General features: G+C 56.1%; 20 protein-coding genes. 6 read left to right on the forward strand and 14 right to left on the reverse strand.

Going from position 1 to position 24,025, the window contains the following annotated elements; all coding sequences use genetic code 11:
- The first annotated feature begins 125 nt into the window (after positions 1 to 125).
- The gene (locus H6G13_RS08305) at positions 126 to 1,298 is read left to right on the forward strand and encodes a transaldolase (RefSeq protein ID WP_190482656.1); all 1,173 of its coding nucleotides are present in this window, start codon (positions 126 to 128) and stop codon (positions 1,296 to 1,298) included.
- Between the two features lie 230 nt (positions 1,299 to 1,528).
- The gene (locus H6G13_RS08310) at positions 1,529 to 2,866 is read left to right on the forward strand and encodes a ribulose bisphosphate carboxylase small subunit (RefSeq protein WP_190482657.1); all 1,338 of its coding nucleotides are present in this window, start codon (positions 1,529 to 1,531) and stop codon (positions 2,864 to 2,866) included.
- Between the two features lie 104 nt (positions 2,867 to 2,970).
- Here the strand turns inward: H6G13_RS08310 and H6G13_RS08315 are convergent, their stop codons facing one another.
- The 12 genes from H6G13_RS08315 to H6G13_RS08370 all read right to left on the reverse strand — a co-directional run bounded on the left by H6G13_RS08315 (position 2,971) and on the right by H6G13_RS08370 (position 12,914).
- A complete protein-coding gene (locus H6G13_RS08315) occupies positions 2,971 to 3,474 on the reverse strand; it encodes a DinB family protein (protein ID WP_190482658.1) in 504 nt (167 codons plus the stop codon).
- 213 nt (positions 3,475 to 3,687) lie between these two features.
- Entirely contained in the window at positions 3,688 to 3,993 is a 306-nt protein-coding gene (locus H6G13_RS08320; RefSeq protein WP_190482659.1) for an urease subunit beta, read from the reverse strand.
- The gene (locus tag H6G13_RS08325; protein ID WP_190482660.1) at positions 3,990 to 5,054 is read right to left on the reverse strand and encodes a S41 family peptidase; all 1,065 of its coding nucleotides are present in this window, start codon (positions 5,052 to 5,054) and stop codon (positions 3,990 to 3,992) included. Before H6G13_RS08325 ends, H6G13_RS08320 begins: the two co-directional genes overlap by 4 nt.
- Positions 5,055 to 5,061: 7 nt before the next feature.
- On the reverse strand, positions 5,062 to 5,364 hold the full coding sequence (gene ureA, locus H6G13_RS08330; protein ID WP_190482661.1) for an urease subunit gamma: 303 nt from the start codon (positions 5,362 to 5,364) through the stop codon (positions 5,062 to 5,064).
- 195 nt (positions 5,365 to 5,559) lie between these two features.
- Positions 5,560 to 6,420, reverse strand: coding sequence for an urease accessory protein UreD (locus H6G13_RS08335; RefSeq protein ID WP_190482662.1), 861 nt, complete (start codon positions 6,418 to 6,420; stop codon positions 5,560 to 5,562).
- Between the two features lie 5 nt (positions 6,421 to 6,425).
- Positions 6,426 to 6,944, reverse strand: coding sequence for an aspartyl/asparaginyl beta-hydroxylase domain-containing protein (locus H6G13_RS08340; RefSeq protein ID WP_190482663.1), 519 nt, complete (start codon positions 6,942 to 6,944; stop codon positions 6,426 to 6,428).
- A gap of 8 nt (positions 6,945 to 6,952) precedes the next feature.
- Positions 6,953 to 7,192, reverse strand: a complete 240-nt coding sequence (locus H6G13_RS08345) for a hypothetical protein (RefSeq protein WP_190482664.1) — start codon at positions 7,190 to 7,192, stop codon at positions 6,953 to 6,955.
- A gap of 37 nt (positions 7,193 to 7,229) precedes the next feature.
- Positions 7,230 to 7,856, reverse strand: a complete 627-nt coding sequence (locus H6G13_RS08350; protein WP_242028191.1) for a DUF3318 domain-containing protein — start codon at positions 7,854 to 7,856, stop codon at positions 7,230 to 7,232.
- A gap of 93 nt (positions 7,857 to 7,949) precedes the next feature.
- Positions 7,950 to 8,567 carry a hypothetical protein gene (locus H6G13_RS08355; RefSeq protein WP_190482665.1) on the reverse strand — a complete coding sequence of 206 codons (618 nt, stop codon included), beginning with the start codon at positions 8,565 to 8,567 and terminating at the stop codon, positions 7,950 to 7,952.
- An 86-nt stretch (positions 8,568 to 8,653) separates the two neighbouring features.
- The gene (locus H6G13_RS08360) at positions 8,654 to 9,865 is read right to left on the reverse strand and encodes a M20 family metallopeptidase (protein WP_190482666.1); all 1,212 of its coding nucleotides are present in this window, start codon (positions 9,863 to 9,865) and stop codon (positions 8,654 to 8,656) included.
- Between the two features lie 436 nt (positions 9,866 to 10,301).
- Positions 10,302 to 10,994: a dethiobiotin synthase gene (gene bioD, locus H6G13_RS08365; protein ID WP_190482667.1), complete on the reverse strand. Its 693-nt coding sequence runs from the start codon at positions 10,992 to 10,994 to the stop codon at positions 10,302 to 10,304.
- Between the two features lie 3 nt (positions 10,995 to 10,997).
- Positions 10,998 to 12,914, reverse strand: coding sequence for a serine/threonine-protein kinase (locus H6G13_RS08370; RefSeq protein WP_190482668.1), 1,917 nt, complete (start codon positions 12,912 to 12,914; stop codon positions 10,998 to 11,000).
- A gap of 385 nt (positions 12,915 to 13,299) precedes the next feature.
- Between H6G13_RS08370 and H6G13_RS08375 the strand changes: the two genes are divergently transcribed.
- The 4 genes from H6G13_RS08375 (at position 13,300) to pyk (ending at position 22,771) form a co-directional block, all read left to right on the forward strand.
- Complete coding sequence (locus H6G13_RS08375) at positions 13,300 to 14,772, forward strand: YcjF family protein (protein WP_190482669.1); 1,473 nt, start codon at positions 13,300 to 13,302, stop codon at positions 14,770 to 14,772.
- A 12-nt stretch (positions 14,773 to 14,784) separates the two neighbouring features.
- Positions 14,785 to 16,254, forward strand: a complete 1,470-nt coding sequence (locus H6G13_RS08380; protein WP_190482670.1) for a DUF697 domain-containing protein — start codon at positions 14,785 to 14,787, stop codon at positions 16,252 to 16,254.
- A gap of 248 nt (positions 16,255 to 16,502) precedes the next feature.
- On the forward strand, positions 16,503 to 21,278 hold the full coding sequence (locus tag H6G13_RS08385) for an EAL domain-containing protein (protein WP_190482671.1): 4,776 nt from the start codon (positions 16,503 to 16,505) through the stop codon (positions 21,276 to 21,278).
- A 68-nt stretch (positions 21,279 to 21,346) separates the two neighbouring features.
- A complete protein-coding gene (gene pyk / locus H6G13_RS08390) occupies positions 21,347 to 22,771 on the forward strand; it encodes a pyruvate kinase (RefSeq protein ID WP_190482672.1) in 1,425 nt (474 codons plus the stop codon).
- 38 nt (positions 22,772 to 22,809) lie between these two features.
- On the opposite strand, the gene H6G13_RS08395 is transcribed toward pyk, so the two are convergent.
- Entirely contained in the window at positions 22,810 to 23,385 is a 576-nt protein-coding gene (locus tag H6G13_RS08395; RefSeq protein WP_190482673.1) for a hypothetical protein, read from the reverse strand.
- 137 nt (positions 23,386 to 23,522) lie between these two features.
- Positions 23,523 to 23,897: a rhodanese-like domain-containing protein gene (locus H6G13_RS08400; RefSeq protein ID WP_190482674.1), complete on the reverse strand. Its 375-nt coding sequence runs from the start codon at positions 23,895 to 23,897 to the stop codon at positions 23,523 to 23,525.
- Positions 23,898 to 24,025: the final 128 nt, after the last annotated feature.

Genomic DNA, 24,025 nt, shown 5'->3' on the forward strand with positions numbered 1-24,025 from the left:
AGGCAGCTTTTTGGCCTGCAAATGCTCCCAACAGGCTGCGCTGCTTTAATCTGCAGTTAATCCTCGGCTCAGGCCCCCTGATTACAATGGGGGCTAGTTTCAGCCCTCATAACCAGGAGAGAGACATGGCACGGAGTTTGTTGGAACAGCTTCGAGAGATGACCATCGTCGTTGCCGATACGGGCGATATTCAAGCTATTGAAAAGTTCACCCCGCGCGACGCCACGACGAACCCTTCCCTAATTGCAGCTGCGGCTCAAATGCCCCAGTATCAGGAAATCGTCGATGAAACTTTGCTAAAAGCTAAGAGCGATGCCGGTTCTGGAGCGTCGGACAAAGAAATTGCCAACCTGGCCTTTAAGCGACTGGCCGTAGCTTTTGGCCTGAAGATTCTCGAAATTATTCCAGGCCGGGTTTCTACCGAAGTCGATGCTCGTTTGTCCTATGACACTGAAGCCACTCTCGCCATTGCCCGTGACCTGATCGCTCAATATGAAGCAGCAGGGGTAAGTCGCGATCGCATCCTCATCAAGATTGCCTCCACTTGGGAAGGCATCAAAGCTGCCGAAGTTCTCGAAAAAGAGGGCATTCACTGCAACCTCACCTTGCTATTTGGCCTGCACCAAGCTATTGCTTGCGCCGAAGCAGGCATCACGCTGATTTCGCCCTTTGTGGGCCGCATTCTTGACTGGCATGTCAAAGAAACCGGCAGAGACTACGCGCCCCAAGAAGATCCGGGCGTCATCTCCGTCACCACTGTCTATAACTACTACAAAAAGTTTGGCTACCAAACCGAAGTTATGGGCGCTAGCTTCCGCAACCTCGGCGAAATTTGCGAACTGGCCGGGTGTGACCTGCTAACTATCTCCCCCAAACTGCTCGACCAGCTCAACAGCACCGAAGCCGAGCTAATTCGTAAACTTGATCCTGAAAAAGCCGCCAGCATGGATATCGAGCGCATCCCCATGGATGAAGCCAGCTTCCGCCAGATGCACGCTGAAGACCGCATGGCCTCCGAAAAACTCGATGAAGGCATCAAAGGCTTTAGCAAAGCCTTAGAAACCCTGGAGCAGTTCCTCGCCGAACGGCTAACTCAACGGCTAGAAGGCGAAAAGAAGGTCAACCACGCTGCCGATGACTTGTTCCAAGCCTATGACCTCGATGGCGACGGCTTTATCACTCGCGAGGAGTGGCTCGGCACCGATGCTGTCTTCGATGCCCTCGATATCGACCACGACGGCAAACTCACCCCGGCTGAGATCGGCTCCGGCCTAGGATCAGCATTTCAGGTCGTCTAAAGGCAGGGCATTTGAATAGAGACACAGGGAGGAGAAGACGCGGGGAAAGGGAGAGATTTGTAAAACCAATACCTTCTACCTGAACTGCTTATAGCCAACTCCTCCTCATCTCGCCCCTTGTTAGTCCAGTGTTACGGGATAATGACAAGGGGGCATTGAGCATGCTGAGATTGGACTAGGGGTTCTCCAGCAGTAGCCGCCCGCTTCTGATAGTCCTCTGCTGGTTCCTCATGGCTTATTACATTGCACCTCGGTTTCTCGACAAGCTGGCTGTCCATATCACCAAGAATTTTCTGGATTTGCCGGGGGTGCGGATGCCGCTCATTCTCGGGGTCCACGGGCGCAAGGGCGAGGGCAAAACCTTCCAGTGTGAGCTGGTGTATGAGCGCATGGGCATAGAGGCCGTCCACATTTCAGGCGGCGAGCTAGAAAGCCCCGATGCGGGTGACCCGGCCCGGCTGATTCGCTTGCGCTACCGAGAGGCGGCTGAGCTGGTGCGGGTACGCGGAGTGATGACTGTGCTAATGATTAATGACCTCGATGCGGGGGCGGGCCGCTTCGATGCCATGACCCAGTACACGGTCAACACGCAGCTGGTCAACAACACGCTGATGAACATCGCCGACACCCCCACAAACGTGCAATTGCCCGGCAGCTACGATGAAACGCCGATTCGCCGGGTGCCGATTATTGTTACCGGCAACGACTTCTCGACCCTCTATGAACCGCTAATTCGAGAAGGGCGGATGGAGAAGTTTTACTGGGAGCCCGACCGGGATGACCGGGTGGGTATCGTCAGCGGCATTTTTGAGCCCGACAACCTCAGCAAAAGAGATATCGAAACCCTAGTCGATACCTTCCCAACCCAGGCGATTGACTTTTATGGGGCAATGCGATCGCAAATCTACGACGAGCAAATCCGCAGTTTCATCTACGAAGTCGGTCTAGACAACGTCTCTCGCCGCGTCGTTAACTCCACCAATCCGCCCACCTTCCGCAAACCCGACTTTAGCGTGCCCCACCTGATCGAAGTCGGCCATCGCATTGTCCGCGAACAGCAGCGAGTCCAGACCATGCGCCTAGGCGACCAGTACAACCGAGCCCTGCGGGAAAAATCGGGTCGAGATGCCCCCTCACCAACAGACCAGGCGGCTCTTCCCCAAGATCCTTTCTACCGGGCTTATCAGGGACCAGGAAATGGCCATCAGCAGCCCCCTTCCCCTGCAATGGCCTCAGGCGCAACAGCCTCAGCTCCAGCTTGCCCCATAGACAGCCCCCCTACCTCAACCAACGGCGCAACTAACGGCAAGCTCAAGCCCGAAACCATAGACCAGATGAAGCAGCTCCTCAACCAGGGCTACCGCGTTGGTATAGAACACGTTGATCAGCGCCGCTTCCGCACCAACGCTTGGCAAACCTGCGCCTCCATTCAAACCAAAGACATCGGTGAAGCAACTGCCGCCCTAGAGAAATGCCTGGGCAGCTTTCCCAATGAGTACGTGCGGATCATTGGTGTCGATTCCAAGTCGAAGCAGCGGATTTTGGAGCAGATTATTCAAAGGCCATAGAAAGCGGGGAGTAGGGAGTGAGGGAGCAGGTAAGCAAGGGAGCAGGGGCTAAACGTTTTTCCCTAAACCTTCAAAAGCTACAGCTGTCTCCTCCGCCCCCTTACTCACCACGGCGCATCCGGCAACCACGGAATGTCGGTAGCGCCATAGTCATAACCGAGCTGGCTCAGCAGTGTGGTCAGCTGTCCCCGATGATGGGTCTGGTGGTTGAACAGGTGGGTTACCAGTACCCAGGTTGGCAGCACTCGGGTTTTGCCGTCCACGTTGCTGGTGTACTCAAAAGGTTGGGCCAACCACTCCTCTGAGAGCGCAGCTGCCCAGCTCAAGATCTCCTGATCCATTGCTTCCCGTTGAGAGCGCAAATCATCAAAATCTTCGTAGAGGTCTTGCCCCATCTGCTTGAGCGAGGGGAGCTTTCTCTGAAATCGCTCCATCCAGGCGCGATCGCCGTAGAGCAAGTGATTCAAGGTGCCGTGAATTGACCCAAAAAAGGCTCCCCGATCTTGCTTGCGGGGCTCATCGGGGATGCTTGCGCACACCTTGTACAGCCGCTCATTCATCCACTGGTTATAGGTTGCCAAGGCATAGCAGTAATCAGGCGTAATCATATGGGGTGCAGGCTTCGAGGCATTGTAGGGCGGGCATTGTCCACCAAAATTTGGGGTTAATCTCTAGCTCCCGTCACCTCTATCTTCACAAAAGACTCAACCCAAAACTATCAATATCTTCTTCCATATTTATCGGCTTGCCCGATGGCTTTAAAGGCAAAGTATTGCAGAGGATCCCTTGCCAGTTGCGATGCTGCCCGCAATGCTTTGCCCCTAGAGTGCACCATTAATCCTGGCGTTAAACCCATAGACCTGGCGTTCCCCGACTAAGGGCACCAACGTCACCTCGCGCTCATCTCCCGGTTCAAAACGCACTGCCGTGCCCGCCGGAATATCTAGCCGCATGCCTCGCGCTTGGTCACGGTCAAAGCTCAGGGCATCATTCACCTCAAAAAAGTGAAAGTGGGAACCGATTTGAATCGGTCGGTCGCCCGTATTGGCAACGGCCAAGGTCACCGTCGGCCTACCGGCATTCAGCTCGATTGTACCCTCTGCGGGTATCAGCTCTCCTGGAATCATGACCTTACTCCTAGCTGGCTAATTAAATCCTGTCGCTGCTGGTTGAGTTCCCGCTCGGCAGTCTGAAGCGCTTCCTCTAGCTCCCGTCGGAAGGCAGGTTCTTGAACCCCTTCTAGAAGCTGGGTCAGCACAATCAGATGGGCTGTCTTGGGAGCCAGTTCTGCAGGCACCTTCACATCGGGAATTACCCCGGTTCCGTTCCAGTTGGTGCCCGTAATAGGATTAATGGCCCGCCCATTGGGAATGAAGACCCAGAAGTGGTCGTGAAGCCGATGGCCCGACCCCGGATGGGCACCGCCCCGGCTTGTTTCACCTACAATCGTTGCTCGCTGATGGGTTTGTAGGTTATAGGCAAATTCTTCTGCTGCCGAAAATGTTGTCTGCCCGATCAGCACAAAAACCGGCTTGTCGAGATAGCGCTGACCGGGCACGTAGGGCAGGGTCCACCACTGGTGAGTCGAGTCCGTCGTTCGCCAGTAGAGATCGTTCAGGTGTAGAGACGGGTAGGCCGGAAACAAATAGCTGCACAGGAGCGCTACCATGCCTGGGGAGCCACCTCGGTTATGGCGCAAATCGATAATTAGAGCGCTGGTATGGGCCAAAAAGGCCATTGCTGCGGCTGCCGTTTCTCCCGCAAACTCTGGCGGCTCAAAGCCAAACAGCTCCAGATAGCCGACGTTGCCGCGCCACCGCTCAACCCGGTTGAAGTCAAAGTTACGCAGGCTGCTCAAGTGCTGCTGACGGGCGATTTCGGCGGGCGTCGGCTCTGCTGCTGGTTCTAGGTGGGGCAGGGGGTCGGGGCTAAAGTAGAGCCGCAGCTGGGGGTCTTGGCTGAGGGTCTGCAGTTGAGCGGTTACGGTGTCAGCCAGCTGCATCCCGCCAGTAACGTCTCCATAGCCGCCGTTGGCCAGCCGCTGCTGGATATCCTGCCGGATTTGCTCAGCTACCTCTGGGAAAACATAGCTGTCTAGCTGGTCTAGCAACCCAGTCAGTACGGCCTGTCGCACTGCCGGGTCGAGGGGAAAATCTTCTGGAGAGGAGTCGGCAGCAGGTTGAGACATTGGGCCTCTAGCGGATCGGATTGTGGACAGTGACCAGTTTAGTCCCATCCGGGAACGTTGCTTCTACCTGAACCTCGTGGATCATCTCTGCTACCCCGTCCATTACCTCATCTCGCGCCAGCAGGGTGGTGCCATAGGCCATCAACTCTGCCACGGTCTGACCATCGCGCGCCCCTTCTAAAATAGCGGCAGAAATATAGGCAACTGATTCTGGATGGTTGAGCTTGAGGCCCCGGTTTTTGCGCCGTTCTGCCAAAAGCGCTGCCGTAAAGATGAGGAGCTTATCTTTTTCTTGGGGTGTCAGCTGCATAGGGGTGGTTAAGTAAAAATGGGTCGGGCAGAGCCTGCGCCACGGGGAGAAAACAGACCGATATCAGGCCAGGAAAACCTGACTAGAAGGCTAGTCCCAATATCAAGGACAGTTTAGAGGATTTCTGCTGGAATTTCCTATGCGATCGCAACCTCCCCCTCTACCGCTCCCGAAAGGTCAATTCCGCGTTTCCCCTCAAACCCCCCATATCCGAGAAACACAAGCCGGTCGCCCTAAATAAACAGGCCGCAAACAGCTCCAAAGCGCCACAAACCACTGCCGCGCCATCTGACTTGAAGGGCCTCGGTAGCGACAGAGCAGCCCCTGCTGTAGCCGCGTTATCCCCACCTCTGCCGGGGCATTCGGTCGCTTCAAAGCCCGCAGCTTTTCCAGGTCGTCAGAAGTTGGGGTATAGCCCACTAGCACCAAAGAAGCCAATACGGGATGCCCAGCCAATCCATGCAGGTTAGTTAGCGTTTCACTACCACCTGCCAGAAACTGCCGGTCTAGCCATAGCGGTCGGCCCGCCTGCCAGATCTCTAAATGGGATCGCCAATGGCCCTGTTGAAAGGTTTCGCCCCGAGCGCTGCGGCCAAAGCGGGTGATGTCCCACCCCAGCCAAATGCTTCCTGCTGTCAGATCAACTCGGGTCTGCTGATAAAAGTGGGCTCCGTTAAACACAATGGTTTCCTGGGGCAGCCATTCCAAACAAGTGTTTTCTGATAGGGCAAGCTGCGTGACTTGCTGGGCCGTTTGGCCCTGGCTACGGTAAATCTTATTGGCCGCCGCTGAAGTAACTAGGGCGCGGCTGGTTGGGGCTAGATCGGCTTCAATGTGAATGCGATCGCTACCCACCATGCCCCCTGCCGTATGCACCAGCACACTGTGACAGACCGAGTCGCCTTCTGGGTAGAGGGGCTTTTGCAGCTTCAAAGGAGCCTGAGCATAGTTCTGAGCCAGCACAGTCTTACCTTGATCATGGGCATAGACCAGCCGAGCTGAGCCACGCCAAAATTGGGCAGAGTCGGAGGGTAGGGTTGCAGGGTTGGAGGCCATAGCGACTAAGCAGCTTTGCCTGCCGCTTGATACCAGGCCGGAGCCTTAAAGTCTAACAGCAGCACGGTACGATGACGCTCATCTAAATTCCAGGCTTCGTGCTCTGAGGTATCGTCAAACACAAGGCACTTGCCGTTTTCCCAGCGGCGAATCTCTGGCCCCACCCGCAAGCCACAGCGAGGTGGCACATCAATGCCCATGTGGCAGCGCAACACCCCCACCGGCTTACCGGAGTGGGGCACAATGTGGGCTCCCGGTGCAAGTCGCGAAAAGCCTGCGGTAACCAAGCCCGGAATGGCTCTCACCAGACTGGCTGTGCGGGGGCAAAGGTCACAGTTAAGGTCGATTTTGACACCCAAAAAATATAGGCCCACAATGTCCCAGCCGGTTCGCTTATCGAGCAAGTATCGCTCTGGGTAGGGTACAAACACCTCGGGCGGCAGGGCCTCTAGTTCTGCTTTGATGGCGGACCCGTGCTGCTCTAAAGCTGGCACAAACTCAAACTGGCTGGCATCGCAATACATAGGTCCCCCTAGTCGAGGCCGTCTTTGGGCAGAAAAGGTTTCCAGAGAATCAGCCCAACTATAAAGCGGCAGCGGTTGCGCCAGCCCCGAATGCGAGTCGATACCCGCCAGATAAAACGAACATATTCTAGCCCTTGCCCCAGGTCTTGAAGGAGGGTCGAGCGGGTAGACGAGAGGCGAGGCGGTGGACCTTCTAGGGGAGCAGAGTCAGACAGTTGAGGCGGAAGGGTTGGGGGGGAGGGTTCCATAGAGTTGGGAGAAAAGTTTTCGGCTAGAAAGGGCGGACTATGGCTGAAAATAGCGCTCTGGCAGCGGGGCAGGGCTAAATCCGGCTAGGGACCGAAGATTCTGGCAGCGGATTAGATCGATGGCATTGAGGCCGCTGCGCCCCTCAATGCTGGGCACGGTTTCGATTACCGTCAGCAGGGCTTGGGCAGCCTCGGCAGCAGTGTAGCCCCGCCGCTGGGCCACCTCAACCGCTCTCTCGTCAGCGGCAGTTTCCACTCGCACTCCTCGGCTGGTGCGCCAAAGCTGAACGCCTGCCAGGGTAGCTAGTCCGGCTGCGGTCAAAACTCCCACAGCATCGCCCTGCGACAGTTCAAACAGTGTACCGACGATTCCGGTCGCTGCCAAACCCTGGTACCAGCTGGGCCTGAGCAGGTTAACGGCAGTGACCCAACAGATGGTTCTTAGAAACAGCAAATCCCGCTGAGGCTCGGTCAACTGCTGCCAAAGTGCCAGATTGAGGGTAACCGGATGAGTTTGGTTCCAGGGTCGAGGGACATCCGCCGAGATCAGGCCAGGCTGGCTTTCGCTGAGCATCAGCCGGGTCTTCATGCGACCGGAGGCGGGCATTAGATCTCGCAGCCGGTTGATTTCAGCATTTGGGTCAATCACGTTCCCACTGAACAAAAACCACTCCCTAGACTATCAGGCATTGACTTTGTTCTGACCCGTCCTTCGAATATTCTGCTATTTCTGACTCAGTACAGCCTAAGCAGAACTTTAAAGTGCTTTGAGAGTAGGGGCGAGGGATGCGATCGCATCTCCTACCTGAGCCGCGCCAGCGTCTGTCGCTGCCACCGTCAGCAGAAAAACGTTTTCCCCCTGCTGTTTAGCCAGAATAGTACCCGTGACCGGCGCAGGTGGCGCACTGCCCTGGCTCAGTCGGCCTCTCCAGCCAATCTGCAGACCGCCGCCATTAACCGCTTGAAAGCCCGTCGTCTGAAACCCTTCGCCTGAGCCAAAGGCTTCTTCGGCAGCCCGCACCAGAGCCACATCCGGCAACGGATCGGCTGAGCCTGGAGCTAGTGGCACCACCACCACGGTATAGGCTAGACTGCCATCCGGCCGCTGAAACAGTGGACTACCCCCCGCCGAACTGACGGTCATGGTTTCCAGTAGACCAATTTCAAAGCGAGCCTGGGGGTCAGTAAAGGTGCCCCCTAACGGCAGCGGGGCTGCCGGGGCTGCCGGAGTCGGTGTAGGAGTCTGAGCTGATAGCTGCGCCTGAGCCGCTGGCATCCCCCATCGCTGGAAAAGGTTGGCCCCATTACTCAGCACCAGCGCGGCTAGCAGTGCCACCATCGCCAGTGCAGCCCACCCGGTCTGACGGATTTTCATGTCCTACCCCTGTCAGCTGAAATCTTGCCCTAGCATAGCGGCAGATAGACCCTCTGCGCTGAAAAGCAGACGGTTTTTAACGCGCCCTAGCCCGCACAGTAGGCTTCTACACAGCGAACAAACATTTCTACCCCCATCGGCAGCACCGTCTCATCAAAGTCAAAACGGGGGTGATGGTGAGGATAGTCGAGCTGTTTCGCCGCATTGGCCGACCCCAGGAAGAAATAGCAGCCCGGTACCCGCTGTAGGAAAAAGGCCATGTCTTCTCCACCCATGGTCTGGCACTCAGGCACAACGCCGGCAGGAGTCTCCACTACCGACAGCGCTACCGATCGCACCAGCTCGGTAATGGCCGCATCGTTGACAACAGGTGGATAGAGCGCCTGGTATTCAAGCTCATAGGTCGCTCCGTGGCTCTGGCAAATACCGGCCACAATTTGCTCAATGCGCTGGCTAAAAAACCCATCGTAGCCCCGGTCGAAGTAGCGCACTGTACCAGCGATTTCAGCGCTGTCGGCAATGACGTTGCGAGCCGAACCAGCATGGAATTGACCGATAGTAACCACAGCCGATTTTAGCGGATCGACACTGCGGGAAACGATGGTTTGCAGTGCATTCACCACCTGAGACCCCACTACAATCGAGTCTACCGTCTGGTGCGGAATTGCGCCATGACCCCCCTTGCCCTGAATGCGGCAGCGAAACAGCTCGGTCGCCGCCATTAGCGCTCCAGTGCGCACGCCGATGGTGCCTAGAGGCAGGTTATTCCACAGGTGCAGACCGATGATTGCATCCACATTGGGGTTGCTCAGTGCCCCTGCTTCAATCATGGGCTTGGCTCCCCCTGGCCCCTCTTCAGCAGGCTGGAAGATGAATTTCACGGTGCCGGCAAAGTCTGGATATCGGGAAAGGTAATGGGCCGTTCCCAGTGCGATCGCAACATGCCCATCGTGGCCACAGGCGTGCATAACACCGTCGTGCTGCGAGCGGTAAGGCACCTCATTGAGCTCCTGAATCGGCAGCGCATCCATATCAGCCCGGATTCCGAGAACCGGCCCTGGACGATGACCACTCACTATTGCGACAATTCCCGTACCCGCCACGCCATGCTGATGAGGAATGCCCCATTGCGTTAACTTTTGACGGATGAAGTCAGCCGTTTGATGTTCACGAAAACCCAGTTCGGGCTGCTGATGAAGCCGTCGCCGCCAGTCAATCAACTGAGGCTGCAGGCTAGCAATGGTCAAACGAATACTGTCTGACTGAAGAGAGGTAGATTGAGGAACCGCTGAAACCATGACACAAAATTCAATACTGAAAGAAGTTTTCTTAATACAGACGCAATTGGGGGGATCGATTTGAGGCAACTGACAACAGTGTGCAATAGTCTTTCGACAGACGCTGCTAGATTGCCCCTAGAGCATCAGACTTAAGCACAGGGATTAGATTTGTAAAATTGTTATGAACTCCCTGCTACCTCTCTTACACCGCTTAACCGGCTGCTATCCGCACACTTTTCAAATAAGTTGCTAAATCTAAACAAAGTACCTACACCGGGAGACCCAAAACCAGATCCGTGAAAAGCCTGAAGAGGAAGACGGGATCGATGGTTGTGCAAAGCCCAGCCGTTGATCTATGGTATCGCTCGTTAGCGGGCCACTGCACTATACCTATGGTTGAATTGTCCGGGCTGCGGCTTGATACAGGCGAGCTAAGGCTTGGGGCTCGGGCCCTTTACAGCAGCAAGCCCAAGGCTTCAAGCTGAAGCGATGAGCCGACAGCTGAAAGCTTCTCCAGGTCTTCTGGATCGTCTAAGTAGGGCAGCGTTCCCAAAATAGGAACCTGGGTAAGCCGCGTGATTAGCTCGGCAGGAGCCCATTGGGCAACGTCTTCTGGCGATCGGGGCTGACAGCAGTTGAGCACAATGCCGCGCAAGTTAACCTGGCATTGTCGAGCCAAAGCAACGTTGGCAACCGCCTGTGCGATCGCACCTAGCTGCACCGGCACCACCAGCACCACCGGCAGATGCCAGGCCGCCGCCAAATCGGCCACCGCCAATTCCTCGGTTACAGGCGAGCCTAGGCCGCCTAGCGACTCTACCAGCACCCAATCCCGCTCCTGGCACAGCCGTTCTAAAGTTTGCCAGACTGCTGTGAGATCGAGCGATCGCCCCTCTAGAGCCGCTGCCAAAGGAGGTGCCAGAGGGGCTGAAAAATATTGGGGAGTAATCGCCTCCAAGGGCTGATCAGGCAAAAACAGCCGCTGATACAGTTCCCGGTCTCCTACCCCTGCCTGCACTGGCTTTAACAAACCCAGAGAGCGAGAGGATAGAAACTTCTGCCAGTAGGCAGCTAGAGCACTAGTCAGCACAGTTTTACCGACCTCTGTATCGGTACCTGCAATCATCAGGGCATTGAGAGCAGCCATAGGCTAGTTTGCTACCTCAATTCTCAGGGTGAAATTAGCCTGGCTCGCCGACTGCACATCGATTAAAAAGTCTCCGCCGACCGGCAACTGGCCCTCCCAAGCCAACACACCTGAGGCCCCTGGCACCGGTTCCCCTCCCGGAAACCGCACATCTAACCGCACCGGGCCACTGACGTTAGGAGCTTCTGCACTCAAAACCTGGCCCTGCTGAGCGTTGACGACATAGCGGCGGATCCGGCCTGGTCCTACCGACCCCGATACCTGAGTGCTGGTGGCTCCGCCCGGAATTTGTACTCGCTGCTCTAAAACCTCAGGTTCGGGTTCGGGCGTGGGTTCGGGCGTAGGTTCGGGTGTAGGTTCAGGCGTGGGTTCGGGTTCGGGCGTTTCCGGTGCAGCAGGTTCTTCTAGCGTGACATTTAGCGCATAGTTGCTTTGAGAAAGCCCCTGTACCGGGCTTAAGCGGATCACATGCTGGCCTGTAAACGGCAGTTCTCCCTGCCAGCCCAGCACCCGCTGAGCCTGATCATCAACCGGCTCACCGTTAGGGGCTAGAACCGTCAACAGCACCCCTTCACCTTCCATGTTGGCACTTAGCCGCTGCCCCTGAGTACCTTGAAACTGGTAGTTTACCGTCTCATTGGCCCGTAGGCTGCCCCGCACAGTGCGCTCCTCGCCCAGATTCAGAGACAGCTGCTGGCTGTACTCTACAGGCTGGGTGGTAGGTGTCGCCGTTGGAGATGGCGTTGTTGGAGTTGTCGGCCGTGGGGTTGGATTTAACGTAATTTCGGGTGTTGGTGACGTGACTACTGCAGGTTCTCGATTGAGCAGTCTGACTACAGTCCAGCCCGCAAGGCCAGCCACCAAGGCCAGGGCTAGGCCAATCACAGCGACGGCCCAGGGGTTTTCCCAGACAGAAGGTTCTTCTACCGTTCGCGTCACCGGACCTGTTCGAGGCACTGGAGTCGTCACCGAACGGGTCGGCTGATAGGCGCGGCCCACCGCCACCGTCTTCATGGCAGAGGGGTTGGCCGGCACCGCTGCCGCCGCGGCTGGCGGCGGCGCAACAGTCGCTGTCGATTGACCTGCTACCCCCAGAGCCTGAGCCATCTCACTGACCGACTGATAGCGATCGCCGGGCCGGTAGCTCAGGGCTTTATTCAGCACTTGGGCCAATCCTAAACTGGCATTGGGGCAGAACCGCTGCCAGTGCCAGGTCAGGTTGACATCGTCAAAGATGTCTTGGGGTTCGCGCCCAGTCAGCAGCACAACTGCCGTCACCGCCAGGGAATACAGGTCGCTGCTGGGGTAAGCCCGACCCGACTGCATTTGCTCACTGGGGGCATAGCCTAGCTTGCCAACGGTCGTCGCTTGCTGAGTCAGGGTGTCTCGCTGCAGCCGAGTGACGACCTCTTTAACCACCCCAAAGTCAATCAGCACAGGCAGGCCGTCAGCCTGACGACGAATGATGTTGTCTGGGCTAATGTCGCGGTGAATAATGCCTTTAGCGTGAATATGAGCCAGCACCGGCAGTATCTGCTGCAGAAACTGTCTGACTTCGGCCTCATTGAAGCTCATGCCCTGCCCTAGCCGCTGGTTGAGCAGATCTCGGTAGTTTGTCCCCTCAACATAGTCCTGCACCAGAAACAGCCGCTGGTCTTCTTCAAAGGTGGCCCGAAACTGGGGAATTTGCGGGTGCTGGATTTGATAGAGAATGGTTGCTTCTCTCTGAAACAGCTCCGTGGCCTTACCTGAAAAGTGATCGGAGCCCTGCAAAGGCACAAATTCTTTGAGAGCACAGCGTTCGTTGAACCGTCCTAGGTCTTCAGCCAGATAGGTTCGGCCAAAGCCGCCCTGCCCCAATATTTGGAGCACACGGTATCGACTTTGCAGCACAGTGCCAGCAAGAATGGGTGGTTGCATGGTAAGGGGACTTACAGCGCAGGTATTAGAGAATGAGAGTCTACAACAGGAGCTTCCTGAAATACGGACCGGAATACGGAATTTAAGGACAGCTTATAGACTATAGCCTCAGTAGTCTATTTTAGATTCTCGGTTCCATTCTCAAGTCTATCTCCGTGGGATCTCAACAATGGCCACAGCAAGGCGGCTAGTCCCAAGCTTCTCCAAAGAATAAATAAAAGGGGAAATTAACCCTCAATAGGGTGTAAACCCCACTGGGAAGGAGGGCAGCCACCTCTGTAAAATAGAAGCAGCGAATAGAAATAGAAAGAACTGAGGCATCTGGCATCCTGCCGGTGCTCCTAGCAGATTCACCTCACACTCCCAGGACAATAGTAGGGTAACCATGCTCGCAAAACGGCCTATTCTGATTGGCGGCCTCGGTCTGTCGGCCACACTCTGGTTGCTAGATACAGTCCAGTTCCACATTTTTGACTCTTCCACGTTGTTAAGTGCGATCGCACTGGGTTCTGGTATCTGGTGGTGGCGACGTCAAAGCAAGTCGCCCCAGCTAGGAGAGCCCAAGCTTACTGTTGCCGATCGCCCTGCCGTTGAGCGAGCTGTGGCCCAGCTGTTGACCCTAAGAGCAACCTTGGCGACAGCGGTTGAAACAACCCTCAGCCCCAGCGCTCAGGAATCTTGGCAGGCAGTGCTAGCCGCCTTTGAGCAGCAGGTTGCCGACCTTAAGACGGGGCTAGAGCGACAGACGCTTCAGATTGGCCTGGTAGGTGAGCCTCGCAGCGGCAAGAGCACTCTGCTGAGCCATCTGCAGACAGGCACCCTTACGGCTGAACTGAGTGCGGTCAGCCTCAACTTTCAAGAATTTCCTCTGCCCGCAGATTCGGCTACTGTCCCCGATGAACTGACCCACCAGGATGCCGTTTTCTTTCTTACTGCTGGAGACTTAACCGATTCTGCCTACAGCTTCTTAAAGCAGCGACTGCTGTCTGGGCAGCGGCTAATGCTGGTCTTCAACAAGCAAGACCAATACCTGCCTGCAGACCGGGAGAGTATTTTGCAGCAGCTGCGGCAGCGGGTGGCAAGCTTACCTCTAGCAGCGACGGTGGTTGCGATCGCAGCTGCTCCCCGCCCCATTAAAGTGCGCCGCCACCAAGAAGACGGGCAGTTCAAAGAATGGCTGGAACCGGTATCTGCCGACCTCACAGCCCTCACCCCCGCCCTGGGCCAAGCGGCAGCTGACCGGGCAGCCCTGGTCTATGCCACCACCCTACGCCAGAGCGAGACCCTGCGCCGAGAAATGCAAACTGCCCTTAACCAGGTGCACCGAGAGCAGGCCCTGCCCCTGGTAGAACAGCTTCAGTGGATCGCCGGAGCAGCGGCCTTTGCCAGCCCTGTGCCCAGTTTGGATCTGCTGGCAGCTGTTGCCATCAACGGGCAGCTGATTATGGATCTGGGACGGGTCTACGGCTTCCAGTTCTCGTTGGAAGAGGCTAAAACTGCGGCGGCTACCCTGGCCAGCCTAACGGTCAAGCTAGGGCTGGTAGAGCTCTCTACCCAGGCCCTGACTACTGTCCTTAAGAGCCATGCAGCTACCTACGTTGCGGGGGGTGTAGTGCAAGGGCTGAGCGCCGCCTATCTCACTCGCCTAGCCGGGCTCAGCCTCATCGAGCATTTTGAGGCCGCCGCCCTAGCCGGACAGACCGCTCCAACGCTCTCCTTAGAAGGCTTTGGTCAACGTCTGCAGGCGCTATTCCAGCAAAATAGCCAGGGGGCGCTGCTGCTGCGCCTGGTGCAGCAGGGCCTAGAGCGCCTGCGGCCCGCGCCTGCTACTCAGCCCGCCCTACCCGCTCAGGTCTGAGCCCACCCCGAAATGTCTCCCGCCTCTCCTGCGACCGATCCCTCTGCCTCACCTCCCTCTTTCCTAGCCCAGACACGGCAAACGCTGCAGCAAACCCTGCAGCGTTACACTGCGCTCCGTCCGTCTGTCTCGCCCGCTGGTAAAAACACCGCTCCCGAGACAGACGGGCCAGCATTGCAGTCTCGGCTGGAACAGCTAGAGAGCCTCAATGCTCGGCTGACCTCCCACACCTTGAGAGTGGCCGTGTTTGGTCTGGTGAGCCGAGGCAAGTCTGCCGTTATCAACGCCCTCATGGGAAAGCCGGTGCTAGAGACCGGCCCCCTTCATGGCGTGACCCGATGGCCGCGTTCAGTTTACTGGCAGCCTGCAGCGCCTCAGGAGAACGTGGCAGACCCCTGGCAGATTGAGTTTATTGATACCCCCGGCCTCGATGAAATTGAGGGAGCCGGGCGGGCTGAAATGGCCCAGATTGTGGCTCAGCAGGCTGATTTAATCTTGTTTGTGGTCGCGGGCGACATCACTCACACCGAATATACGGCCCTGCAGCAGCTCCAGGCCGCCCAAAAGCCGCTGCTGCTAATCTTCAACAAAATCGATCTCTACCCCGATGTCGATCAGGAAGCCATCTCTGCGAACCTTAGCCAGTTGCAGCAAGCGGCGGCTGAACAGGCTCCTGAGACAGCGCCCCTTTCCATTGACAAGGTGATCAGGACTGCTGCTAATCCGGCCCCGCTGCAGGTTCGAGTCGAATGGCCCGACGGGCAAACTCGTTATGAGTGGGAGCAGCCCACCCCTGAGATTGAAGCTCTACAGACAGCATTGACAACGCTGCTATACCAAGATGGTGCTACCCTAGTGGCGCTAAATACCCTTAGAGAAGCCCGTCAGCTAGAGGCCCAGTTGGTCAACCAGGTAACCACGCTACATGAGGGAGCCGCAGACGATTTGATTTGGCGGTTTGCCCGCTATAAGGGTTTAGTTGTGGCGCTCAACCCAGTTGCCCTACTAGATTTGCTGGGCGGACTGACCTCAGATCTGGTAATGATTCGCTCCCTGGCCCGACTCTATGGGTTTCCTATTACCAACTACCAGGCCAGCCAGCTCTGGGGCACGATTTTGAAAAGCTCCGGGCTGCTGTTGCTGGGAGAACTGACCAGCGGTCTTTTGGGGGCAGGTAAGTCCCTATCAGCGCTGTTTAGCCTGGTCAGCAGTCCGGTTGGCCTGCCAGCTCTGGGCAGCGCTATGATCGTTCAAGCGGCGGCTTCGGGTTACGGCACCTATACAGTAGGGCAGGCAGCCAAACGCTATTTGGAGCAGGGCTGCACCTGGGGGCCTGAGGGCCTGAGCCGAGTCATGCAGACGGTGCTTGAGGAGGCCGAAACTTCTGACGTTTTGGCCCGACTGCGCCAGGATTTGCAGCGCAGCCTCAACCCGTTTGTTGCCCCAGACGATACTTCCAGTTCTGCGCCCAAATCCCAGTAGCTATTTGTCAGTTTTTTCTACTCCAATTCAAAACTAGGAGCCATATTTAGGGTATTGGTTTTGAGCTGAGAATGTCTTCTGCGCGCGCAGAGGACATTCTCCAGATTATGGGCACCTTTGTCGAGTGGCAGAATAAGACTTATGTCACCCATGCGATCGCATCTGGGTAAGCTAACTGCTGATTTACTCCGCTTAGATTCCCCTCAATCTGCCCGGTTCTCACCAGAGCTCTCAACCCCCAGGGTACGATGACACTTTCCCCGGTTTCAGACGATACGGCACAGGTTCACCAACTTCTGGAACCCGGTCTTCCCACGCTGCCGCCCGAAGCATCAATTCACTCAGCGGCTGCCTTAATGCAGGGCTTACCTCATAGCTGCGTTTGGGTAGTCAAAAGCCAGGCCTGCTTGGGTGTGCTGACTGAGCAGGAAATTTTTCAGGCGGTTGCTAGCGGGCAGGATCTGACCCAAACTCCGGTCAGCCAGTTCATGCTGGCCCACACCGAAACGGTAGCCGAAACCGAAGGCATCTTGCAGGCCCAACAAAAGCTCCAGCGCAGCCGCTTGCCCTATCTCCCAGTCGTCAATCAGCACAGCGAGCTGATTGGGCTGGTCACTCGGCAGAGCCTGGATCGAGCAGCTCTAACCCTGCAGCTGCCCGAACACCGAGCCTTACCCAGACAGCCCTCAGCCCAGGCAGCCCTGCCCATTCCCAGGCGAGAAAGCTATCTGGCTACGCTGGTGTTGGTCCATCAGGAGCTAGTGGGTCTGCAGCAGCGCAACCGCCTGCGGATCTTTAATCGGGTGCTGCAGCTGCTGGGGCTAGCCACCAACGTCTCTCGGGTCTACCTGTTTGAGAACCATGTCGATGCCCAGGGCAATCAGGTCAGCAGCAAGCGAGCTGAATGGTGCAACCAGGGCATCAAATCAGAGATTGACAATCCTGTTTTGCAGAACATCAGCTACCGCGACTTTGCGCCACGCTGGTACGATTTGCTCTCTCAAGGAGAACCTGTGGTGGGCTCTGTCACTGATATGCCCCCCTCTGAACAAGAACTTCTTGAACCCCAAGGCATTCAGTCCATTCTGATTTTGCCGATCCGCACAGCCAAGTCGTCAATGGCGCTAACCTTTGGCCAGTTTTATGGCTTTATCGGTTTCGACGACTGCACCCAGACCCGCCAGTGGGACGTTGAAGAAATCAACCTGCTCAAGACGGTCGCTGCCAGCCTATCTCTGGCCTACGAGCACCAGCAGGTACAGCAGATTCTCAACCAGACACAGACCGTTTTCTCCAGCGTCTTTCAGTGCTGCCCTGACCCTATCTCTATTGCCACCTTTCCAGAGGGGCGCTATTTGGCACTCAATCCCAGTTTTGAAGTGCTGGCTGGAGGGGTGCCGCGATCGCAAATCCTGGGCCATACCCCGGTTGAATTAGGGCTCATTCCCAACCCGCGTCAGGTAGCGCGGCTGCTGCGCCTGCTGCGGCAAGGCGGCTCCCTCGAAAGCCAGGAAATGGACTACCGCCAAGGGGTTGAGGGGCCAATCCGCACCCTGCTGATTTCCTGCGAACTGATTGAGTTTGAAGGCAAGACCTGCGTTTTGGCTATCTGTAAAGACATCACTGATCGCAAGCAAATGGAAAATGCTTTGCGTCAGAGCGAAGCTCGGTTTCGAGCGATCTTTGAACAGGCCGGTGTGGGCATCTGCATGGCTGACCTCTCAGGCGTGATGATCGAAGCTAATCCTGGGCTGTGCCAGCTATTGAACTACACTCAGGCAGAGCTGGCCCAAAAGAACTTTGTTGAGATTACCCATCCTGAGGATGTGGAGTCAGATCTGGCTTACCACCGGCGACTTCTGGCAGGCCAGATCCGGTCCTTTTCTATTGAAAAACGTTACCTGGACAGGGCAGGGCAGGTAATTTGGGTCAACCTGACCGTTTGTTTAGTGCGCGACAGCGAAGGCAATCCTCTTTTTAGCATTGGCGTTTCTCAAGATATCAGTGACCGCAAAGCCGCTGAACTGGCCCTGCGCCAAAGCCAAGAGCGTTATGCTCTAGCCACCCGCGAGAGCCGAGTTGGCGTCTGGGACTGGGACTTGACCACCGACCAGATTTACATCAGCTCCAACCTCAAGGCCCTGCTGGGCTATCGCAATGAAGACGTTACTAATCAGATGGAGCGATGGAGAGAGCTGCTTTATGCCGAAGACCGGGCCAAAGTAAACGCCGCCCTGCAGGCCCACTTGGAGGGGCGTACGACCGAGGTCGCCCTTTCCCATCGAATGCTCCATCGAGACGGCAGTATTCGCTGGATTTTGACGCGGGGCGTTGCTGTGCGCGACAGTGCAGGCAAGCCTGTGCGGATGGCGGGCACCGAGACTGACATTACTGATCTCAAATACGCAGAAGATGCTTTAATGCAGTCCCATCGGCAGGTAGCTGACATTCTCGAAAGCATTACGGATGCCTTCGTTGCTCTAGACGAGTCTTGGCGGTTTACCTACATTAATCAGCGAGCCGAGCAGCTGCTGCATCAAAGTCGAGAGCAGCTGCTCAGTCGAGTGATTTGGCAAGAATTTCCTGAAATCGCTCAGCTTAGCTCCTTTACGCAATTTCATCGGGCCGTAGAGGAGCGCATCAGCCTCACGCTGGAAGAGTACTACCCCTCCTTTGATGCTTGGTATGAAGTCCGGATCTACCCGACTCCAGGGGGTTTGGCGGTTTATTTCCATGATATTAGCGATCGCAAGCGCGCCTACGAGCAGCTGCAGCAGCAGATTCGGCGAGAACAGGCCCTCAATCGGGTACTCCAGGCCATTCGCCAGTCCCTTGATCTCGATACCATCTTTTCCACTGCTGCCGCCGAAATGTTTAGCCTGATGCAGATTGATCAGGTTATGTTCTGTCGTTATCAGTCCGAGGCTGCCTGCTGGCAGGTCATTGCAGAGCACCAGCAAAGTCCCAACTTGCCCTCTGTATTGGGCCAGGTCATTCCCGATCAAGCCAATCCTTTATCAGATCGGCTGAAACAGCTCAAGGTCGTGCAGGTCAGCGATACTAATTTGCTAGAAGATACGGCCACCCAAGAGATGGCTCAAAAGCTTCCAGGAACCTGGCTGCTGGTGCCCCTGCATGTTTTAGGCGATCGGCTTTGGGGCTGTATGGTGCTGCTGCGATCGCAGCAGCAAAGCCAGTGGCAAGATTCAGAGATAGAGCTACTCCAAATTGTGGCCAATCAGCTTGCGATCGCTATTCAGCAAGCCCACACACTGGAGCAGGCCCAGCGTGAGCTGGCCGAACGGCAGCGAGCCGAAGCCCGACTGAAGCAGGCCCAGAACATCTCCCATACCGGTAACTGGGAATGGGACCTGACCACCCACGAGATCACCTGGTCCGATGAGATGTTTCATATCTTTGGGCTTACCCCAGCAGATCAGGCTCCTGGGCAGAGCACCATCTGCGCTCGGGTCAATCCCGAAGACCGCGAAGCTTTGTACCAGATGGTCGAAGCCGCAATTCGTACTGGCGTGGCCTACAGCTTAGAGTTTCGCCTGCTCTACCCCGACAACACGTGTCGCCACGTCCATCTGCTAGGTCAAAGCCGCCAGAACGAAAATCATCAGGTAGTTCAGCTCTTTGGCACCCTGATGGATATTACCCAACGCAAGCAAATCGAAGCCCAGCTCGTCTACGAAGCCCTGCACGATTCTTTGACCGGAGCGCCCAACCGCAACTACTTCATGGAGCAGCTCAATCAGGCCATTAATCTGGTTGAACTCAACCCGGGCTACGCCTTTGCTGTGCTCTTTATCGATCTCGATCGCTTCAAGGTGATTAACGACAGCCTGGGGCATCTAGTCGGCGACCAGCTGCTGATTGAATGCACCCAGCGGCTCCAGTTAATCATCCGCAGCGATGATCTGATTGCTCGGCTAGGGGGAGACGAGTTTGCCGTGCTGCTCAGCGCCATTGAAAACATTCAGGAAGCCCTACACGTTGCCGAACGGATTCACGAAGTGCTGCGTCAGCCCTTTGAGCTGGAGGGTAGGGAGATTTTTATCAGCGCTAGCGTCGGTGTTTCGTCAAACTTAACGGGTTCGCTGGCCGCCGTAGATTTCCTGCGAGATGCCGACACCGCCATGTACCGGGCTAAAGAGCTGGGCCGGGGCCGTTCGGCTCTGTTTGACCCCAGCATGTATGAACAGGTAAACCTCCAACTCACCTTAGAAAACGATCTACGTCGGGCCTTGGAGCGGGAGGAGCTAGAACTCTACTACCAGCCCATTTTTGACCTGCAGAGTCAGCAGCTAATTGGTTTTGAGGCGCTGATCCGTTGGCACCATCCCCAGTGGGGCTGCATTGGGCCCTCTATCTTCATTCCCCTAGCCGAAGAAACGGGGCTGATCCTGCCCATCGGCACCTGGACTATTCAAATGGCCAGCCAGCAGCTCAAGTGCTGGCATGATCAAATTCCCCAGGCCGCCGGGCTGGTGATGGGAGTCAACCTGTCGGTCAAACAGTTTGCCAGTGCCAACCTAATTCAAGATCTCGATGGCATTCTCACCAATACTGGGCTAGACAGCTCTCGCCTGCGCCTCGAGATCACCGAAAGCGCTCTGATCGATAACCCCGAAACCGCCGAAGCCATTCTAGGGGCGATCAAGGCGCGGGGCGTTCAGCTTTGCATTGACGACTTTGGTACCGGCTACTCCTCTCTCAGCGTGGTGCATCGGTTTCCGGTACATATTCTCAAAATTGATCGCTCCTTCGTCAGCCGCATGGAAGAAGATAGCCGGGGGGTGGCAATGGTGCAGGCAATTCTAGCGCTGGCTCAGAGCTTGGGCATGGTTGCGATCGCAGAAGGCGTCGAAACCGTCGATCAAATGAACCTTCTGCAAACGCTCAACTGTCCCTATGCCCAAGGCTATTGGTTTGCCAAGCCGCTACCCGCAGCCGAAGCTGAAGCCCTCATTCTCAAAACCTGCAAGCACGACGCTGACTCAAGGCCTCTTAGCCAATGATGGGTAGACTACAGACCCCCTGACCCAGCTTTCCTATACTGGAACCTTGTGGTCACGCCCCTTGCACCATGCCTCCTCTGCTACACCGCACCAAAATTGTCGCCACCATTGGCCCTGCCAGCAGCTCCAAACCCGTTTTAGAGCAGATGCTGCAAAATGGCCTGAGCGTAGCCCGACTCAACTTTTCCCACGGCAGCTACGAAGACCATGCCAACACCGTCGCTCTGCTGCGGCAGGTAGCCAAAGCCCAAGACACCCCCATCACACTGCTTCAAGACCTGCAGGGGCCTAAAATTCGAGTAGGGCAGCTCCCCGATGGAGCCATCGACCTAATCGAAAATCAGCTTATCGACCTGGTGCCGCTAAGCGAGGCGACCCACAGTGCAGATGTGGGTATCGACTATCCTTACCTGGCCGAGGAGTGCCTGCCGGGGATGCAAGTGCTGCTAGATGATGGCTTGCTAGAGCTAGTCGTCGAGGCGGTCGAGCCGCCCAAAGTGCGCTGCCGGGTGATTCAGGGAGGCCTTTTGAAAAGCCGTAAAGGGGTTAACCTGCCTGATTTGAACCTGCGGCTGCCTTCTCTGACCGACAAGGATCAGCGCGACGTCGAATTCGGAATTTCCCAGGGCGTTGACATCATTTCCCTCAGCTTTGTCCGTCAGGCTGAAGATATTCTTGCCCTCAAGCACCTGCTGGCCCAGCACAACCGAACTGACATTGCCGTGCTAGCAAAGATTGAAAAGCCCCAGGCAATCGAAAATTTGGATGCAATTCTAACAGCCTGTGATGCCGTTATGGTCGCCAGAGGCGATCTCGGAGTCGAGATGCGGAGCGAAAAAGTGCCCATGCTGCAAAAGCACATCATCCGCCAGTGCAACCTGCGCAGCATTCCTGTAATCACCGCCACTCAAATGCTGGAGAGCATGATCTACCAGCCCCGACCAACGCGGGCCGAGGCTAGCGATGTCGCGAATGCCATTATTGACGGCACCGATGCCGTGATGCTGTCGGGCGAGTCTGCTGTAGGTCGCTACCCGGTTAAGGCCGTTCAGATGTTAGGACGCATTGCCATCGACGTCGAGCAGGATCTAGAGTTTGTCAACAATCCCCCTGCCCACAACGATGCTACCCATGCCCTGAGCGAAGCGCTTAACGTCATCGACAGGATGCTTGAGCTATGCTGCATCGTCACGTTTACAGAGACCGGCTACTCCGCCATTATTGCCGCCGGAGAACGCCCTCGAGCGCCGGTAATTGCCTTTACCCCCAGCGAACGAGTCTACCACCGACTCAACTTGATCTGGGGCGTTCGGCCGATTCTAACAGAGCAGTCTGTCGATACTTTTGAAGCAATGGTGGCCCAAGCAGAAGAGTACCTGCTGGCCCGCAGCTGGGTTCAGTCAGGAGACAAAATGCTGCTGATGGGAGGCATTCCCGCAAGTCAGCCACAGGGCACTAACTTCCTCAAGATTCATACCGTCAGCGGAGTCTGAGGCGATAGGCCAAGATTTGCCCTTTAGCCGTTATAGCTTTACTGAGACTGAAGAAAGGCTACCTCGACGATGAGATCGTTATAGTCGTCAAGTTGAGGGACGTCCTCAAAGCGAATTTGAAAGAACAGACCGTTTTCGTGCCGAACACGGGTAACTTGCACACCCTCATCATTCCTCCAGCCCGATCCCTGACGATGGTCTCCATCGATGTAGTAGCTGTATCTACCGCGCTCAGAGTTGAGGGCATACCAGCCAGTGGGCGCGCTGGTGAGGATTTCTTGTACTAGGGTAGACAGGGGAGGCAGGCTGTTATCTAGGCGAGGTCCAGCATTTTCTCTGTATATCCTGAGCCGCTGCCGAAACAAGGCTTCGCCCCCTGAGACGCGAAACCAGACTTGGTGAGAGGTTGCCTCACTGGTTGCCCAAATGGCGTAGGCAGATGCGCCGTCTTGCCTAATCGGCTCGTACTGCCGGATAACTCTACCTAAAGACGGTGGAGCCCCTGTCAAGACCGCTTCTTGAGTCTGGGCATGGGTCAGGCTGCTGGTAAGAACAAGGGCCAGAGCGGCCAAAAACGGAACTAGCCCCTTTAAGGGACCTCGCAGGGCTTTCATTTTGATATCTTTTAGAGCTTTCTGCTAAAAGATACCCAAATTCCCTAAAAACAGTGCACTTTCTCACGAACCCTGCGCTTACTTACGCAGGGCAATTCTTTCAAAGGAGGCTTAAATCAGTTTGACCTAGCGGGCTATTAAGCTGCTGCGTAAACCACCTCGACCGGAAAACCGGCAGCTTTCCAGGCTGCCACTCCGCCCCGCAGGATGGAGACATTTTTGTAGCCCGCACTTCTGAGGTGCTGCACAGCAACCGCCGCTTCTTCATCGGTGTCGGCATAAACATATAGATCGCGCTCAAGCTCTAGGCTAGCTATAGCCTGATCGACCAAAGAGTCGGCGGGCATTGAAATTGCGCCCATCACATGGCTCTCATGGAAGCTGTCACGCACGCGAGTATCAATGATGGTAAGAGCCGGTTCGCCCCAGTCCAAACGATCTTTCAAATCATAAACTCGGGACCGAGGCCGGATAGGAGACGGCTTGGGAATCAGGCCAAAAAGTCTGTGCATGGCGGTAAGGTTTGGGCGTGAGAGGCGCTATACCTGAACCGTAACAAATATCCTCTAGGTCTGCAAATTTTTGTTTAAAGAGCTGGACAAAAAGTACTTGCTCCCCATCTTCGTCGTTGATTTCTTTA

The organism is Pseudanabaena sp. FACHB-2040, from assembly GCF_014696715.1.
Taxonomy (GTDB): Bacteria; Cyanobacteriota; Cyanobacteriia; order Phormidesmidales; family Phormidesmidaceae; genus JACVSF01.